This is a genomic window from Pseudomonas vranovensis DSM 16006 (genome assembly GCF_000425805.1).
Classification (GTDB): Bacteria; Pseudomonadota; Gammaproteobacteria; order Pseudomonadales; family Pseudomonadaceae; genus Aquipseudomonas; species Aquipseudomonas vranovensis.
Genome location: NZ_AUED01000003.1, coordinates 274462 through 290402 on the forward strand (window position 1 = coordinate 274462; position 15941 = coordinate 290402).

Here is a 15941-nt window from a genome sequence, read left to right on the forward strand (position 1 = left end):
GCGTGGCAACTGACAAGGCTCAAGGCTGATCGTTGAAAAACTGCTGGCTGTCCTGCAGGTAGTGCTCGCGCAGGTCAGGGTCCAGCCACTGGGCATAAAGCCTGGGCAGGACAGTGCGACGCAGAGGCTGCAGGAGTTGATCGATATGGGTGACGGCTTCACGACCCAGCGGTGTATCGGAGCATCCTACATGGATGAACTGATAGGGGGCCGCGCCCTTGAGCGGATAGAACCGATAGTCATCTGCCGACCAACCTTGTTGCGCAAGCATGTAGCGGACCTCGGGCCAATAGCCGAGCAATAGCTGCAGGCGTCCGCGCTGTTGCATTTGCAGCAGGTTGGTGGCCGCATCATTGCCGTAATGGCGACTGAGCGTATTGCTGGGCAGCGTCTTGAGCAGGGCATCGACCGGGGGGCTGTAGCTGCGTTCGGCGACGACACCCAGCTTGAGTGAGGTGCTGCTGAGTACCGCTTGCAGGTCTATCTGCTGATCCTTGATGAAGGGCGCCAATAGTGCCTGATCGTGCTGGCGAGCGACGAGGCCGCTGCTGAGCATGCCCAGGCTAGGCACAGAATAGTACACGTAGCGGGCACGGTCGGCCGTCCACAGCAGGGTTGGATCACAGGTGAAACTGCGCTCCTGCAGCATCTGTATGCCGCGTGCGCGGTTGACCCGGACGATGCTGTGATCGTATTCGGGCATGTTCTCGATCAGCATGGGCAGCAGTTGGTCGATCACGCCCTGGCCTTTGCGCTCGCCTTCGTAAATGGTCAGCGGGGGCAGGTCGCGCAGTAGCCATATCAACCGTTCCTTGGCCCAGACAACGCCCGGAAGGCTACTGCCCAGCAGGCTGCACAGCAGCATCGCCATTAAGGTGCGGTGCCTGCACTTGATCATTTGCGAGTCTCCGCCGTCGAGCCGGGAGCAGGGTTGAGCACGGTGGTCTAGACAGCCCCTTGTTCACGCAAGCGAGCGATTCGCAGGGCGTCGTAGCCCAACTCACCGAGCAGCTGCTCGGTATGGGCGCCAAGCTCCGGCCCCACCCACTCGCTGGAACCTGGCGTCTGCGACAGCTTGGGTACGATGCCAGGCATCTTGAAGGGCTTGCCGTCCGGCAGTTTGGCCTGCAGGAACATTTCGCGGGCAAGGAACTGCGGGTCGCTGAACATGTCTTCGGCGCTGTAGATACGGCTGGCCGGCACCTGGGCGTCGTTGAGCACTTGCATCAGGTCATCCAGCGGCAGGGTGTGGGCCCAGCGGTCGATCACCCCGTACAACTCGTCGCGGCGCAAGTCGCGACCATCGTTGCTGGCCAGTTGCGGATCGTCCGCCAGGTCCGGGCGGCCAATGGCCTGCATGAAACGCTTGAAGATTGCATCGCCGTTGGCGCCGATCTGCACGTGCTTGCCATCGGCACTGGTATGGATCGAGGAGGGCGTGATCCCGGGCATGATATTGCCAGTGCGCTCGCGGATAAAGCCGAACACGTCGAACTCCGGCACCATGCTCTCCATCATGGCGAAGATCGCCTCGTACAAGGCGACATCCACCACCTGGCCTTCACCGCCGTTGACCTCTCGATGACGCAAGGCCATCAACGCACCAATCACGCCCCACAGCGCTGCAATCGAGTCGCCGATGGAGATCCCCGTGCGTACCGGCGGGCGATCCTCGAAACCGGTGATGTAGCGCAGCCCGCCCATGGACTCGCCTACGGCACCAAAGCCGGGCTGGTCCTTCATCGGGCCGGTCTGGCCGAAACCCGACAGGCGTACCATCACCAGTTTCGGGTTCAGCGCGTGCAGGGTCTCCCAGCCCAGGCCGAGTTTTTCCAGCACGCCGGGACGAAAGTTCTCGATCAGGATATCGGCGTCGGCCAACAGCTTCTTGAGGATCTCGATCCCTTCAGGGTGCTTGAGGTTGAGCGTCAATGACTGCTTGTTGCGGGCCTGGACGAACCACCACAGCGATGTGCCCTCATACAGCTTGCGCCATTTTCGCAACGGGTCGCCGCCGTCGGGGGACTCGATCTTGATCACCTGGGCACCGAATTCGGCGCAGATGCGCGAGGCGAACGGACCGGCGATCAGGGTGCCGAGTTCGATGACTTTGAGGCCGGCGAGAGGTTTGCTGGGCGTAGACATGGGGCATCCGTGGCGGCAGGTCAGAGCCCCCGTTTTTATCATACGCAGGCGCGCTCAGATACTGCTGCGGGGCAAGGATTGCCAGGATCGGTTAGACTGGGCGACTTTTCTTGCCGCAAGATGCTCACCATGGCCCAGCCGTCCACGACCTACAAATTTGAACTGAACCTCACCGATCTCGATCGCGGTGTGTACGAAAGCGTCAAGCAAACCATTGCCCGCCATCCTTCGGAAACCGAAGAGCGCATGGCCGTACGCTTGTTGGCTTACGCCCTGTGGTACAACGAGCAGCTGTCGTTCGGACGTGGTCTGTCGGATGTGGACGAGGCTGCACTGTGGGAAAAGAGCCTGGACGACCGCATCCTGCACTGGATCGAGGTCGGTCAACCCGATGCCGAGCGCTTGACCTGGTGCTCGCGCCGCACTGAGCGCACCAGCCTGCTCGCCTACGGCAGCCTGCGGGTGTGGGAGACCAAGGTGGTCGGTGCGGTCAAGGGCCTGAAGAACCTTAATATCGCCGCCGTGCCCCAGGACGTCCTCGAGACCCTGGCCACCGACATGCCACGTTCGATCAAGTGGGATGTGATGATCAGTGAAGGCACGATCTTCGTCACCGATGATCGCGGCCAGCACGAAGTCCAGCTCGAATGGCTCCTGGGTGATCGCGGCTAAGGCCGCCTCGCACACAGCCGTCCACTCCTGATTCACGAGAAGCCCCTTCGCCCCATGCGCATCGAACCCCGCCCGCTGCCCTCCACCTTGCCGTTTCTTGGTGATCTGCCGCCCTTGCTGACTCGCCTGTATGCCGCGCGCGGCGTGCAATCGGCCGATGAACTGGACAAGAGCCTGGCGCGCCTGCTGCCTTACCAGCAGCTCAAGGGTATCGAGGTGGCGGTCGACCTGCTGATCGAGGCGCTGACGCAGCGCCAGCGCATCCTGATCGTCGGTGACTTCGATGCCGATGGCGCGACGGCCAGCACCGTTGGCGTGCTGGGCTTGCGCCTGCTGGGCGCTGCCCATGTCGATTACCTGGTTCCCAATCGTTTCGAGTACGGCTACGGCCTGACCCCGGAAATCGTTCAGGTGGCCCTGGAGCGCCAGCCACAGCTGTTGATTACCGTGGATAACGGTATCTCCAGCGTCGAAGGCGTGGCCGCAGCCAAGGCCGCCGGGCTCAAGGTGTTGGTGACCGATCACCATTTGCCTGGCAACGAGCTGCCTGCCGCCGATGCCATCGTCAACCCCAACCAGCCGGGCTGTACCTTTGCCAGCAAGGCCCTGGCCGGAGTGGGGGTGATCTTCTACGTGCTGATGGCGTTGCGCGCACGCTTGCGCAGCCTGGGTCACTACGACAGCCGGCCGCAGCCGAACATCGGTGAGTTGCTCGACCTGGTGGCCCTGGGCAGTGTGGCCGACGTGGTACCACTGGATGCCAACAACCGCATCCTGGTGCATCAGGGGCTGGAGCGGATCCGTGCCGGGCGCGCCCGTCCAGGGCTCAAGGCGATTCTGGAAGTGGCGCGGCGCGATCATGCCCGCATCACCTCCACGGACCTTGGCTTTATCCTCGGCCCCCGCCTCAACGCCGCCGGGCGTCTGGATGACATGAGCCTGGGTATCGAATGCCTGCTCAGCGACGACCCTGGCCTGGCCCGGGAAATGGCCGGGCAACTGGACGATCTCAATCAGGATCGCAAGTCTATCGAGCAGGGCATGCAACGCGAGGCGCTGGCCCAGCTCAAGGACCTGCCGCTGGAGTCGATGCCGTTTGGCTTGTGCCTGTTCGAGCCGGACTGGCACCAGGGAGTGATCGGTATCCTGGCCTCGCGCCTCAAGGAGCGCTATCACCGGCCTACCATCGCTTTTGCCGACGCAGGCGAGGGCATGCTCAAGGGGTCGGCGCGTTCGGTGCCCGGTTTTCATATTCGCGACGCACTGGATGCGGTGGCGGCGCGTTATCCGCAGTTGATCAGCAAGTTCGGCGGCCACGCCATGGCCGCCGGGTTGTCACTGCCCGCCGACAACTTTCCGGCATTCGCCCAGGCGTTCGATGAAGAAGTTCGTCGCCAACTACAAGAAGATGACCTGACCGGGCGTCTGCTGTCGGACGGCACCCTGGCCGTCGAAGAGTTTCACCTGGAGTTGGCCCGCGCCCTGCGTCAAGCCGGCCCTTGGGGCCAGCACTTCCCTGAGCCGCTGTTTCATGGCGTGTTCCAGCTGGTCGAACAGCGAGTGGTGGGTGAGCGACACTTGAAGGTGGTGCTCAAGAGCGAGTGCGGCTCGGTCCGTCTCGATGGCATCGCCTTTGGTGTGGATCGTGATGTCTGGCCTAACCCGACGGTTCGTTGGGTGGAGCTTGCCTACAAGCTCGACGTCAACGAATTCCGCGGCCAGGAAAGCGTGCAACTGATGATCGCGCACATGGAGCCGCGCTGAGGCCAGGGGCAAAGTGGTCTAGGCTCAGTAGGATTGGTCGAAGAACCTGCGGGGAAGATTCTGTAGTCGGCCGGTCAACCATCTGGAGCCTTACCACTTGATTTGAGAGGTGCCCCATGAGCCTGCTGCTTGAGCCCTACACCCTGCGCCATCTGACCCTGCCCAACCGAATCGCCGTTTCACCCATGTGCCAGTATTCCAGTGTCGATGGCCTGGCCAATGACTGGCACCTGGTTCACTTGGGTAGCCGCGCGGTCGGGGGCGCCGGGTTGATCTTCACCGAAGCCACGGCGGTGACTGCCGACGGACGGATCACTGCCCAGGACTTGGGCCTGTGGGACGACGCCCAAATTCCGGCGCTGCAACGCATTACCCGCTTCATTACGGCCCAGGGTGCCGTGCCTGGCATTCAACTGGCCCATGCCGGGCGCAAGGCCAGTACCTATCGACCCTGGTTGGGCAAGCAGGGCAGCGTCAAGCCGGAAGAGGGTGGCTGGGTTCCGATCGGGCCATCGAAAATTGCTTTCGATCCGCAGCACACCGCACCTGTCGAGATGACCAAGGCGCAGATCGACGAGGTGATCCAGGCCTTTGTCGATGCGGCGCATCGCGCGTTGAAAGCTGGCTTCAAAGTGGTCGAGGTGCATGCGGCGCATGGCTATCTACTGCATCAGTTTCTTTCGCCGCTGAGCAACCAGCGCCGTGACGAGTACGGCAGCTGCTTTGACAATCGTGTTCGCCTGACCTTGCAGGTGACCGAGGCTGTGCGTGAGGTCTGGCCGGAAGAGTTGCCGGTGTTCGTGCGGCTGTCGGCCACTGATTGGGTCGAGGATGGCTGGAATCCGGACGAAACCGTCGAGCTGGCCAAGCGCTTGAGAAAGCTGGGTGTGGACTTGATCGATGTATCGTCCGGCGGGACGTCGGTGAATGCCGAAATTCCCACGGGGCCTGGGTACCAGACCCAGTTTGCGGCGAAGGTGCGGGAGGAGTCGGGGATCGCCACCGGCACGGTTGGGATGATCACCGACCCGATGCAGGCCGAAACCATCTTGCGTACGGCCCAGGCCGATATCATCTTCCTGGCTCGGGAACTGCTGCGTGACCCGTACTGGCCCTTGCATGCCGATGACGACCTGGGGGGCAACAAAGCCACCTGGCCGGCCCAGTACCAGCGGGCGACCAGCCGGGCCAACCCGATTCACGAGTCTGACCTGCGCGATTGAAGGGGTTGGACACCTGTGGGCGGCAGCTTGCCAGCGATGAGGGCCAGGATTACATACGGCCGCTCTGCGGCTGATCGAGGGCAAGCCCGCTCCCACAGGTTCTATGCAAGGCAGTTGATTCCGTACTACGCCAGCTCACCTACCGCGCGCCAGGCTTCGTCAATGGCCGCATGGGCATACGCACTCCAGGCCGCATCGGAGTTGGCGATGCTCACCTTGCCCACGGGCTTGCGCGCCAGTTCCATCCATTGTTCGGTCTGCTCGGGGTCGTCATAGAGGGTGTTGGTGAAGCAGGCATAGCCGTGTGGCCAACGGTTGACGGTGATTGCCAGGATGTCCTGTTGGTGGTCGAAACCGCCAGGTCCCAGCATGCGCTGCAACTGCTCGCGCAGTTGGCTCTCCAGGGTTTCAAATGGGGTGCCGTACAACCGTGCACGCCCGGCGCGTGCCTGGTCGCGACCGTTCATCTTGCTGTCGGGGCTGGTGGGTACGTAGACCATGTGCAGGCCAATGGGCTGCGCCGGATCGCGGGGGTGCTCATAGCCACCCATGCTTACCGGGTAATCCAGCTTGATGCGGCTATAGGGCTGGGTCGCGGCATAGATCTCGTGTACACGAAGCTTCTTGAAGGCCTGCCAGTTGCGCACGATCACCTTGGTGTACACCAGCGGGAACTTCACGTTCTGGCTCAAGGCATGGGCCTGTTCAACCGACAGGTCGCGAAGCAGGTAGGGGATCATCATGTTGTAGCAGGCCAGGATGCAGTGCTTGCCGCGGACCTGGGTCAGTTTTCCGCCCTGGCTGTAGCCGACATTCACCGCGCCGTCCTGATTGCGCACGCTGACTGCGGTGCTGTTCAGGCGCAGGCGTACTGGCTGGCCTGCGCGGTCGAGTTGGCTGTAGTCGAAGTTGGCCAGGACAATGTCTTCCATGCCGGTGCCCGGCGCGACACCAGGTATCAGGTTGCGCACCAGCAGGCGCGCCAGTGAGGCGTTGCCATCAGGGAAGTGATAGATGTAGGGCTCTTCCATTTCGGCCCTGGCTTCTTCGCTGATCGGCTCCAGGTCCATGGCGGCAAAGCCTGGGAAGCCAACGTAATAGGCATCGGCGGCGGCGACGGTATCGATGCTCAGGGCCATGAAATCGTTGGTGCGCCCCTGGAAGTACTTTACCGCCACGGGCGACAGGCCGACGTCCTTGAGCAGGAAGTCCTGGTAGCTGGTGCGCTCCAGGTAGGCGGTCTTTTCGTCCTGGGACTTGCCGGCGAGGTAGTCCCGGGGCGCTTCGTGCAGGTCGACCAGAGCCTTGCGGTCGCTGTCGGACAAGGGAAAGTCGTTGATGAAGTCGCGCACCGTGCGGGCATTGAGCTGCTCGGGGGCTATATCGTCGGCGACCATGGGGGTTGGGTCACCGGTCACCAGTTTGTCTTCGCCAAAATGCTCCTTGTCGAAAAACACCCCGCGCGAAAGTCCAAGGTCCGGGTAGAAGCTGCGATCGAAGGCGGTTTCAAAGCGCTTGATGTCTACCCCAAGGTCTTTGAGCAGGCCATTGACCTCGGCGCTGTACAGGTGGTTGGGTGACTGGAAGGCTTCACTGCCGCCATAGCCGATGATCATCCGTCCGCCGGCAGTGAACTCGTTGCGCTTGGCATGGCCACCGAAGTCGTCGTGGTTTTCCAGGATCAGAATCTTTGCCTGGGGGTGCTTCTGGCGATAGAAATACGCCGCCGACAGCCCACTGATGCCGCCGCCGACCACCACCAGGTCATAGGTCTCGCTGATCGGCAGGGCATCGGTGGCGAAGGCTTTTTTCTCCCAGCCCATCTGGTGCGCGACTTCAAAGGCGCCGACGTGGCTACCACGCAAGCCGGTCAGCGCCGGAGGATAGTAGCGCCCGCCCTGGGCAGCCTGGAGCAGTTGCAGCGGGGTCAGGCCCGCTGCAATGCCGATGGCGACTCCATTGATGAAGTCGCGCCGGGTAATTTCCATGGGTTTCCTTACCTTAGTGTTTGAACATCACATGCCGAATGCAGGTGTAGTCTTCCAGTCCGTACATGGACATGTCTTTGCCGTAGCCAGACAGTTTCTGACCGCCGTGGGGCATTTCGCTGACCAGCATAAAATGCGTATTGACCCAGGTACAACCGTATTGCAGGCGTGCCGAAACACGATGGGCGCGTCCGACATCCGCCGTCCACAGTGACGAGGCCAGGCCGTAGTCGGAGTCGTTCGCCCAGGCCAGGGCCTGCGCTTCATCATCGAAGCGGGTAACCGAGACCACCGGGCCGAAGACCTCGCGCTGCACGATCTCGTCATCCTGCTGGGCATCGGCCAGCACCGTCGGCTCGAAGAAGTAACCGTCGCCCGGCACTGCTTTGCCACCAGTCACCAGGCGGATATGCGGTTGGGCGATGGCGCGCTCGACCATGGCGGCAACCCGGTCGCGATGTTGCGCGGTTATCAATGGGCCCAGCTCGGTGTCAGGGTCGTTCTGCAGGCCGTGCTTGAGGCTGGCGACAGCCTTGCCCAGCTTTTCCACGAACTGCTCGTAGATGCCGCTTTGGACGTAGAGGCGGCAGGCCGCGGTGCAATCTTGCCCGGCGTTGTAGAAGCCAAAGGTGCGAATGCCTTCGACGGCCGCATCGATATCGGCATCGTCGAAGATGATCACCGGCGCCTTGCCGCCCAGTTCCATGTGCATGCGTTTCACACTGTCGGCGGTGCTGGCGATGATGTTGGCTCCGGTCGGGATGGAGCCGGTCAGCGAGACCATGCGCACTTTCGGGTGGGTAACCAGCGGGGTGCCCACGCTCGGGCCGCGGCCGAAGAGGATGTTGAGCACCCCCGGGGGAAATATGTCGGTAGCCAGTTCGGCCAGGCGCAGCGCGGTCAGCGGCGTTTGCTCCGAAGGTTTGAGCACCACCGTGTTGCCAGCGGCCAGCGCCGGGGCGATTTTCCAGGCGACCATCATCAACGGGTAGTTCCAGGGGGCAATCGAGGCGATCACGCCCAGCGGGTCGCGACGGATCATCGAGGTATGGCCCGGCAGGTATTCACCGGCCGCCGAGCCGCTCAGGCAGCGTGTGGCGCCGGCGAAGAAACGGAACACGTCGGCGATGGCCGGGATCTCGTCCTTGAGCGCCGCAGCGTAGGGCTTGCCGCAGTTGTCCGACTCCAGGCGCGCCAGTTCCTCAGCGTGAGCCTCGATGGCGTCCGCCAGTTTCAGCAATAACAATGAGCGGTCTCTGGGTGTGGTCTGCGACCAGGTTTCAAATGCGTGGTCGGCGGTGCGCACGGCCGCGTCGACCTGGGCCTCGCTGGCTTCGTTGATGTCCACCAGCACGCTGCCCAGGGCCGGGTTCAGTACCGACAAGGCCGGGCCATCGCCAGCCACCAGTTGGCCATTGATCAGCAGTCGGGTTTGCATCGTTGAGTCCTCCAGGCGTTATTTGCCGCTGCCGGCAACGCTTTCGCCGCCGCGGGTCAGGTAATAGGCGCCCAGAATGGGCAGCATGGTCACCAGCATCACCAGCATGGCCACCACATTGGTCACCGGCACATCCCGTGGGCGGCTGAGCTGGTTGAGCAACCAGATCGGCAAGGTTCGTTCGTGGCCGGCGGTGAAGGTGGTGACAATGATTTCATCGAACGACAGGGCAAAGGCCAGCATGCCACCCGCCAGCAGGGCCGAACCGAGGTTGGGCAGGATGATGTAGCGAAAGGTCTGCCAGCCGTCGGCACCGAGGTCCATCGACGCTTCGATCAAGTTCTGGGAGGTACGGCGCAGGCGGGCGATGACGTTGTTGTAGACGATCACCACGCAGAAGGTGGCGTGGCCGACCACGATGGTGAAGATGCCAGGCTCGACTCCCAGGGTCTTGAAGGCCGATAGCAGGGCGATACCGGTGATGATGCCGGGCAGGGCGATGGGCAGGATCAGCATCAGCGAGATGCTTTCCTTGCCGAAGAAGTTGCGCCGGTACAAGGCAGCCGAGGCCAGGGTGCCGAGCACCAGGGCGATCAGCGTGGCCAGGCAGGCCACTTGCAGCGACAGTTTGATCGACTCCAGCACATCGGGCCGGGAGAACGCCACGCCGAACCACTTCAAGGTGAAGCCCTGGGGCGGGAAGCTGAAGGCGGCATCTTCGGTGTTGAAGGCATAGAGGAAGATGATCAGGATCGGGAAGTGCAGGAACACCAGCCCGCCCCAGGCCGCCAGGCGCAGCCCCATTGACGCGCGTTCAGAGTGCATCGAAGGCCCCCAGGCGTTTGACGATGGACAGGTAGATGGCAATCAGCACGATCGGTACCAGGGTGAACGCGGCGGCCATCGGCATGTTGCCGATGGCGCCTTGCTGGGCGTAGACCATGCTGCCGATGAAGTAACCGGGGGGGCCGACCAGCTGCGGCACGATGAAATCGCCCAGGGTCAGGGAGAAGGTGAAGATGGAGCCCGCGGCAATTCCCGGCACCGACAGCGGCAGGATCACCTGCACGAAGGTTTGCCGTGGCTTGGCGCCCAGGTCCGCCGAGGCTTGCAACAGCGAGGGCGGCAAGCGTTCCAGGGAGGCCTGGATCGGCAGGATCATGAATGGCAGCCAGATGTAGACGAACACCAGGAAGCGCCCCAGGTGCGAGGTCGACAAGGTGCTGCCGCCCACTCCCGGAATACCGAGGATGAACAACAGCACCGAATCCAGGTGCATGTGCTGGACGAACCACTGGGCCACGCCGCCCTTGGCCAGTAGCAGTGTCCAGGCATAGGCCTTGACGATGTAGCTGGCCCACATCGGCATCATCACCGCGATATAGAAAAACGCCTTGGTCTTGCCGCTGGTGTAGCGGGCCATGTAGTAGGCAATGGGGAAGGCCAGGATGGCGCTGGCGATGGACACGGCGATGGCCATGCTCAGGGTGCGCAGGATGATGTCGAAGTTCGAGGGGTTGAACAGCGCGGCGAAGTTGGCCAGGGTCAGTTCCGGGCTGACCGCCATGGTGAAGTCGTCGAAGGTGTAGAAACCTTGCCACAGCAGGCTCAGCAGCGAGCCCAGGTAAATCGCGCCGAACCAGATCAGCGGCGGAATCAACAGCAGCGCCAGGTACAGATTGGGGCGCCGGTACAGCAGGTTGGAGAAGCGCCGCAGTGGCGATGTGGCCTGGGCGCTGGTGTCCAGGCTCATGTCACGGCCCCTCCTGCAGCACGGTTTCCTGCAGTGCTGTCATGGCCTGGCGCGCCCAGCTGGCCTTCAGTTGCTGGCCGGTCTGCCAGGGAGCGGTCTGCGCCTGCCATTGGTTATTGGCCTGGCTGACGCAAAGCAATTGGCCGCTGTCCAGTTTCAGTTCGTAGCGGGTGGCACTGCCCTGGTACTGGATGTCGTGCAGCAGGCCACTGACCTGGATGTCATCGCTGGTCGCAGGTTGTTCGCCCAGGCGTATGTGTTCGGGGCGAATCGAGAAAGGCTGCGGGCTACCGCTCAACTGCACGGCCAGCTCGCCGCGCAGCACGTTGGAGGTGCCGACGAATTCGGCGACGAAGGTGGTGGCCGGCTTCATGTAGAGGTTGCGCGGCGTATCGACCTGCTCGATGCGGCCACGGTTGAACACGGCAACCCGGTCGGACATCGACAAGGCTTCGGTCTGGTCGTGGGTGACGAAGATGAAGGTAATGCCGAGCTGGCGCTGCAGTTTTTTCAACTCGCCCTGCATCTGTTCGCGCAATTTCAAATCGAGGGCACCGAGAGGTTCGTCGAGCAGCAATACCCGTGGGCGATTGACCAGCGCCCGGGCCAGGGCCACACGCTGGCGCTGGCCGCCGGACAACTGCACCGGCTTGCGCTGGCCGTAGCCATCCAGGGCGACCATGGCCAGGGCCTCCTCGGCGCGGGCCAAGCGCTCCTGCTTGGCGACGCCCTTGACCTTCAGGCCATAGGCGACGTTGTCGCGCACGTTCATGTGCGGGAACAGGGCGTAATCCTGGAACACCGTATTGACGTCGCGCTGATAGGGCGGCAGGCCGGCGGCCTCGGCGCCGTGAATGCGAATGGAGCCTGCGCTGGGCTGCTCGAAGCCTGCGATCAGGCGCAGGCAGGTGGTCTTGCCTGAGCCTGAGGGGCCGAGCATCGAGAAGAACTCGCCGTCTTCTATGTCGATGGATACCCGGTCAACGGCCTTCACCTCGCCGAAGTGGCGTGATACCTCGGTGAACTGGACTGCAAGGGTCATAGCGTGCTCCGAAAAGTTGCGCGTTTTCGCGGGGCGATGTCTCGACTTGCCCGGCGATAGGGGCTTAACGGCCACCCATGATCGCAATGTAGTCCTGGGTCCAGCGACTATAGGGCACGAACTTGCCACCCTCGGCCTGTGGTGTCTTCCAGAAGGCGATCTTGTCGAAGTTGTCAAAACCATTGGTCTTGCAGCCCTCTGCCCCCAGCAACTCACTGCCGGTACACGCTGCCGGTACCGCTGGCAGCGAGCCGAACCAGGCAGCCACATCGCCCTGGACCTTGGGTTGCAGCGACCAGTCCATCCACTTGTAGGCGCAATTGGGGTGTTTGGCATCGGCATGCAGCATGGTGGTGTCGGCCCAGCCGGTGGCGCCTTCCTTGGGAATGGTCGAACTCACCGGCTGCTTGTCGGCCTTGAGGGTATTGACCATGTAGCCCCAGGAGCTGGTGGCCACCACCCCTTCGTTCTTCACGTCGCTCATCTGGACCGTCGCATCGTGCCAATAGCGGTGGACCAGCGGTTGCTGCTGACGCAACAGGTCAAGCACCGCCTTGTACTGGGTCTCGTTGAGTTCGTAGGGGTTCTGGATGCCCAGCTCGGGCTTGGCCGATTTCAGGTAGAGCGCCGCATCGGCAATGTAGATCGGGCCGTCATAGGCCTGTACGCGGCCCTTGTTCGGCTTGCCGTCGGGCAGGTTCTGCGGCTCGAACACCACGCCCCAACTGGTGGGTGCTTCCTTGAAGACGTTGGTGTTGTAGAGCAGTACGTTGGGGCCCCACTGGTACGGGGTGCCATAGGCCTGCTTGTTCACCACGTACCAGGCCCCGTTGGCCAGGCGTGGGTCGAGGTTCTTCCAATTGGGAATCAGGGCCGTGTTGATCGGTTGTACCCGCTTGCCGGCGATCAGACGCAGCGAGGCGTCGCCTGATGCAGTCACCAGGTCGTAGCCACCCTTGGTCATCAGGCTGACCATTTCGTCCGAAGTGGCGGCAGTCTTGACGCTGACCTTGCAGCCGGTGTCCTTCTCGAAGCCGCTGACCCAGTCATAGGCCTTGTCGCTTTCACCGCGCTCGATGTAGCCGGGCCAGGCGACGATATCCAACTGGCCTTCGCCGGCCCCCACGGCTTTGAGCAGTTCTGCAGCCTGCACGCTGGCGCTCGCCAGCAGGGCGGTGCCCAAGGCACAGAATGTGGCGGTCTTGTTCACGAACATGGTGTTCCCTCTTGTTCAAATTATGATCGAGGCAGTCATGGCGGCAGTGACACATCCCCATAAGCGTAGTGCCGATATTCGGGTCCATCCCGGGGGCGTATCCGGGCATGTCGTTTTTTGACTGCTTCGAGCAACATCTGGAAGCAAATGCATTCAGCTTCGCTTCAGCCAGCGGCAGTACTCTTGGGGTTTCTTTCCTCCCCATGGAGATGCTCGATGAACACCCGTGGCTTGCTCGATCAGTTGCTCAAATCCGGCCAGGACATGCTGCAGAACCAGTCAGGCAAAACCCCTGCCGGCAAATCCGGCGCAGCCGGCGGGCTCGGCGACCTGCTGGGCGGTAAAGGTGGCAGCGGTGGCCTGGGCAGCCTGCTGTCAGGCGCCGGCGGTGGCGCACTGGCTGCCGGCGTAATGGGCTTGCTGATGGGCAACAAGAAAGCCCGCAAGTATGGCGGCAAGGCCCTGACCTATGGTGGCCTGGCGGCACTCGGCGCACTGGCCTACAAGGCCTATGGCAACTGGCAGGCCAAGCAGGGCGCTACCAGCCAGGTCGAACCGCAAACGCTGGATCGCCTGCCGCCTGCCCAGGTCGAGCAGCACAGTCAGGCGATCCTCAAGGCACTGGTGGCCGCCGCCAAGTCCGACGGGCATGTCGACGAGCGCGAGCGGGCACTGATCGAGGGCGAGTTCGTCAAGCTCTCCAGCGACCAGGAGCTGCAGCACTGGCTGCACGACGAGCTCAACAAACCGCTGGACCCAGCCGATGTGGCTCGTGCTGCCAGAACCCCGGAGATGGCTGCCGAGATGTACATCGCCAGCGTGATGCTGGTGGATGAGGAACACTTCATGGAGCGCGCCTATCTCGATGAACTGGCTCGCCAGCTCAAGCTTGATCCAGCGCTTAAAACCGAGCTTGAAAATCAGGTGAAACTGGCCGCCAACCAATGATTCCGGGCTAATGGCCACCAGGGCGACCTGGTGGCTGGTACCTGTGCGAATGTCGCCCGCAAAACCGCGTAACACCTGGGCTATACTCTGCCCATTTTTCTGCGCGCGTAGAATATTTGAGGGCTGACTGTGAAAAACTGGACCTTGCGCCAACGGATCCTGGCAAGTTTCGCCGTGATAATCGCCATCATGCTGTTGATGGTGGTTGCCGCTTATTCGCGCCTCGAGGCGATCGAGACCGACGAGGAAGCGGTTCGCACCGACAGCATCCCGGGCGTCTACTACAGCTCGATGATCCGCAGCGCCTGGGTCGACAGTTATGTGTTGACCCAACAGTTGGTGGGGCTCAGTGGCGACCGCGAGCTCACTGCAGCCGACAAGCTGCAGTACAAGGAATTCGACGATCGCCTAAAACAGCACATGGCCAGCTACCAGGCAACCATCCAGGACCCGAGCGACCAGGCCAGCTTCGATGAGTTCGGACGTCTGGAAAGCGCCTATGACAAGTCCATCGACGCAGTGCTGGACGCCTACGCACGCAAGGACTTCGCCCAAGCCCGCCTGTTGATCGACAATGAGCTGACCCCGGCCTGGATCGCGGGCCGCAAACACTTGAACGGCGTGATCGAGCACAACCGCAAGTCGGCCGAAATGGCGGCCGAATCCATTGTCAGTGCGGTGATCACCGCCAAGTTCAGCATGATCATTTCCCTCGTCCTGGCGATCATCGCAGCCGCCATCTGCGGCCTTTTGCTGATGCGCGCCATCACCGCACCGATGCAGCGCATCGTGCATGCCCTGGACAAGCTCAGCAGCGGCGACCTCAGCGTGCGCATGAAGCTGGACCGCAAGGACGAGTTCGGTGCCGTGGAAACCGGCTTCAACGACATGATGGGCGAACTGACCAACCTGGTTTCCCAGGCCCAGCGTTCCTCGGTGCAGGTCACCACCTCGGTGACCGAGATCGCCGCCACTTCCAAGCAGCAGCAGGCCACCGCCACCGAGACCGCCGCCACCACCACGGAAATCGGCGCCACCTCGCGTGAAATTGCCGCCACTTCCCGGGACCTGGTACGGACCATGACCGAGGTTACCTCGGCCGCCGACCAGGCCTCGATCCTGGCCGGTTCCGGCCAGCAGGGCCTGGCACGCATGGAAGAGACCATGCACCAGGTGATGGGCGCAGCCGACCTGGTCAACAACAAGCTGGCGATCCTCAACGAGAAGGCCGGCAACATCAACCAGGTGGTGGTGACCATCGTCAAGGTTGCCGACCAGACCAACCTGCTGTCGCTCAACGCCGCCATCGAGGCGGAAAAGGCCGGCGAATATGGCCGTGGATTTGCCGTGGTCGCGACCGAAGTGCGCCGCCTGGCCGACCAGACCGCCGTGGCCACCTACGACATCGAACAAATGGTCCGCGAGATCCAGTCGGCGGTTTCCGCCGGGGTCATGGGCATGGACAAGTTCTCCGAAGAAGTGCGCCGCGGCATGTTCGAAGTGCAGCAGGTGGGCGAACAACTGACCCAGATCATCCATCAGGTCCAGGCCCTGGCACCCCGCGTGCTGATGGTCAACGAAGGCATGCAGGCCCAGGCCACCGGTGCCGAGCAGATCAATCACGCCCTGGTACAACTGGGTGATGCCAGTAGCCAGACCGTGGAGTCGCTGCGTCAGGCCAGCTTTGCCATCGACGAGCTGAGCCAGGTGGCGACCGGGCTGCGTGGCGGCGTTTCGCGGTTCAAAGTCTGA

General features: G+C 62.5%; 13 protein-coding genes. 5 read left to right on the forward strand and 8 right to left on the reverse strand.

The features are described 5' to 3' along the window. Positions 1–19: 19 nt before the first annotated feature. Both H621_RS0108255 and H621_RS0108260 read right to left on the reverse strand, forming a co-directional pair. Positions 20–871, reverse strand: coding sequence for a TIGR02285 family protein (locus tag H621_RS0108255; protein WP_036989585.1), 852 nt, complete (start codon positions 869–871; stop codon positions 20–22). 74 nt (positions 872–945) lie between these two features. Then, positions 946–2145 (reverse strand): CaiB/BaiF CoA transferase family protein, encoded by a 1200-nt coding sequence (locus H621_RS0108260; protein WP_028942930.1) that lies wholly within the window; start codon positions 2143–2145, stop codon positions 946–948. A gap of 129 nt (positions 2146–2274) precedes the next feature. Between H621_RS0108260 and H621_RS0108265 the strand changes: the two genes are divergently transcribed. From H621_RS0108265 to H621_RS0108275, 3 genes are all read left to right on the forward strand, one after another. Beyond that, the gene (locus H621_RS0108265; RefSeq protein WP_028942931.1) at positions 2275–2817 is read left to right on the forward strand and encodes a YaeQ family protein; all 543 of its coding nucleotides are present in this window, start codon (positions 2275–2277) and stop codon (positions 2815–2817) included. A gap of 54 nt (positions 2818–2871) precedes the next feature. Further along, positions 2872–4581, forward strand: coding sequence for a single-stranded-DNA-specific exonuclease RecJ (gene recJ, locus H621_RS0108270; protein WP_028942932.1), 1710 nt, complete (start codon positions 2872–2874; stop codon positions 4579–4581). Between the two features lie 116 nt (positions 4582–4697). Then, complete coding sequence (locus tag H621_RS0108275; RefSeq protein WP_028942933.1) at positions 4698–5804, forward strand: NADH:flavin oxidoreductase/NADH oxidase; 1107 nt, start codon at positions 4698–4700, stop codon at positions 5802–5804. Between the two features lie 125 nt (positions 5805–5929). On the opposite strand, the gene H621_RS0108280 is transcribed toward H621_RS0108275, so the two are convergent. From H621_RS0108280 to ydcS, 6 genes are all read right to left on the reverse strand, one after another. Then, positions 5930–7792, reverse strand: coding sequence for an NAD(P)-binding protein (locus H621_RS0108280; RefSeq protein WP_028942934.1), 1863 nt, complete (start codon positions 7790–7792; stop codon positions 5930–5932). Positions 7793–7805: 13 nt separating this feature from the next. Then, positions 7806–9230 carry a gamma-aminobutyraldehyde dehydrogenase gene (locus H621_RS0108285; protein ID WP_028942935.1) on the reverse strand — a complete coding sequence of 475 codons (1425 nt, stop codon included), beginning with the start codon at positions 9228–9230 and terminating at the stop codon, positions 7806–7808. 18 nt (positions 9231–9248) lie between these two features. Then, positions 9249–10055 carry an ABC transporter permease gene (locus H621_RS0108290; protein WP_028942936.1) on the reverse strand — a complete coding sequence of 269 codons (807 nt, stop codon included), beginning with the start codon at positions 10053–10055 and terminating at the stop codon, positions 9249–9251. Beyond that, positions 10045–10983 (reverse strand): ABC transporter permease, encoded by a 939-nt coding sequence (locus H621_RS0108295; protein ID WP_028942937.1) that lies wholly within the window; start codon positions 10981–10983, stop codon positions 10045–10047. Before H621_RS0108295 ends, H621_RS0108290 begins: the two co-directional genes overlap by 11 nt. 1 nt (position 10984) lies before the next feature. Further along, the gene (locus tag H621_RS0108300) at positions 10985–12025 is read right to left on the reverse strand and encodes an ABC transporter ATP-binding protein (protein WP_028942938.1); all 1041 of its coding nucleotides are present in this window, start codon (positions 12023–12025) and stop codon (positions 10985–10987) included. A 64-nt stretch (positions 12026–12089) separates the two neighbouring features. Further along, complete coding sequence (gene ydcS / locus H621_RS0108305; protein ID WP_028942939.1) at positions 12090–13241, reverse strand: putative ABC transporter substrate-binding protein YdcS; 1152 nt, start codon at positions 13239–13241, stop codon at positions 12090–12092. A 216-nt stretch (positions 13242–13457) separates the two neighbouring features. On the opposite strand from ydcS, the gene H621_RS0108310 reads away from it, so the two are divergent. Next, complete coding sequence (locus tag H621_RS0108310; protein ID WP_028942940.1) at positions 13458–14189, forward strand: tellurite resistance TerB family protein; 732 nt, start codon at positions 13458–13460, stop codon at positions 14187–14189. A 129-nt stretch (positions 14190–14318) separates the two neighbouring features. Next, positions 14319–15941: a methyl-accepting chemotaxis protein gene (locus H621_RS0108315; protein ID WP_028942941.1), complete on the forward strand. Its 1623-nt coding sequence runs from the start codon at positions 14319–14321 to the stop codon at positions 15939–15941.

What these genes read in the sequence shown, in the direction of transcription:
- H621_RS0108255 (WP_036989585.1), bottom strand. Translation starts at nt 871, where the DNA reads ATGGCGATGCTGCTGTGCAGCCTGCTGGGCAGTAGCCTTCCGGGCGTT.
- H621_RS0108260 (WP_028942930.1), bottom strand. Translation starts at nt 2,145, where the DNA reads ATGTCTACGCCCAGCAAACCTCTCGCCGGCCTCAAAGTCATCGAACTC.
- H621_RS0108265 (WP_028942931.1), top strand. Translation starts at nt 2,275, where the DNA reads ATGGCCCAGCCGTCCACGACCTACAAATTTGAACTGAACCTCACCGAT.
- recJ (WP_028942932.1), top strand. Translation starts at nt 2,872, where the DNA reads ATGCGCATCGAACCCCGCCCGCTGCCCTCCACCTTGCCGTTTCTTGGT.
- H621_RS0108275 (WP_028942933.1), top strand. Translation starts at nt 4,698, where the DNA reads ATGAGCCTGCTGCTTGAGCCCTACACCCTGCGCCATCTGACCCTGCCC.
- H621_RS0108280 (WP_028942934.1), bottom strand. Translation starts at nt 7,792, where the DNA reads ATGGAAATTACCCGGCGCGACTTCATCAATGGAGTCGCCATCGGCATT.
- H621_RS0108285 (WP_028942935.1), bottom strand. Translation starts at nt 9,230, where the DNA reads ATGCAAACCCGACTGCTGATCAATGGCCAACTGGTGGCTGGCGATGGC.
- H621_RS0108290 (WP_028942936.1), bottom strand. Translation starts at nt 10,055, where the DNA reads ATGCACTCTGAACGCGCGTCAATGGGGCTGCGCCTGGCGGCCTGGGGC.
- H621_RS0108295 (WP_028942937.1), bottom strand. Translation starts at nt 10,983, where the DNA reads ATGAGCCTGGACACCAGCGCCCAGGCCACATCGCCACTGCGGCGCTTC.
- H621_RS0108300 (WP_028942938.1), bottom strand. Translation starts at nt 12,025, where the DNA reads ATGACCCTTGCAGTCCAGTTCACCGAGGTATCACGCCACTTCGGCGAG.
- ydcS (WP_028942939.1), bottom strand. Translation starts at nt 13,241, where the DNA reads ATGTTCGTGAACAAGACCGCCACATTCTGTGCCTTGGGCACCGCCCTG.
- H621_RS0108310 (WP_028942940.1), top strand. Translation starts at nt 13,458, where the DNA reads ATGAACACCCGTGGCTTGCTCGATCAGTTGCTCAAATCCGGCCAGGAC.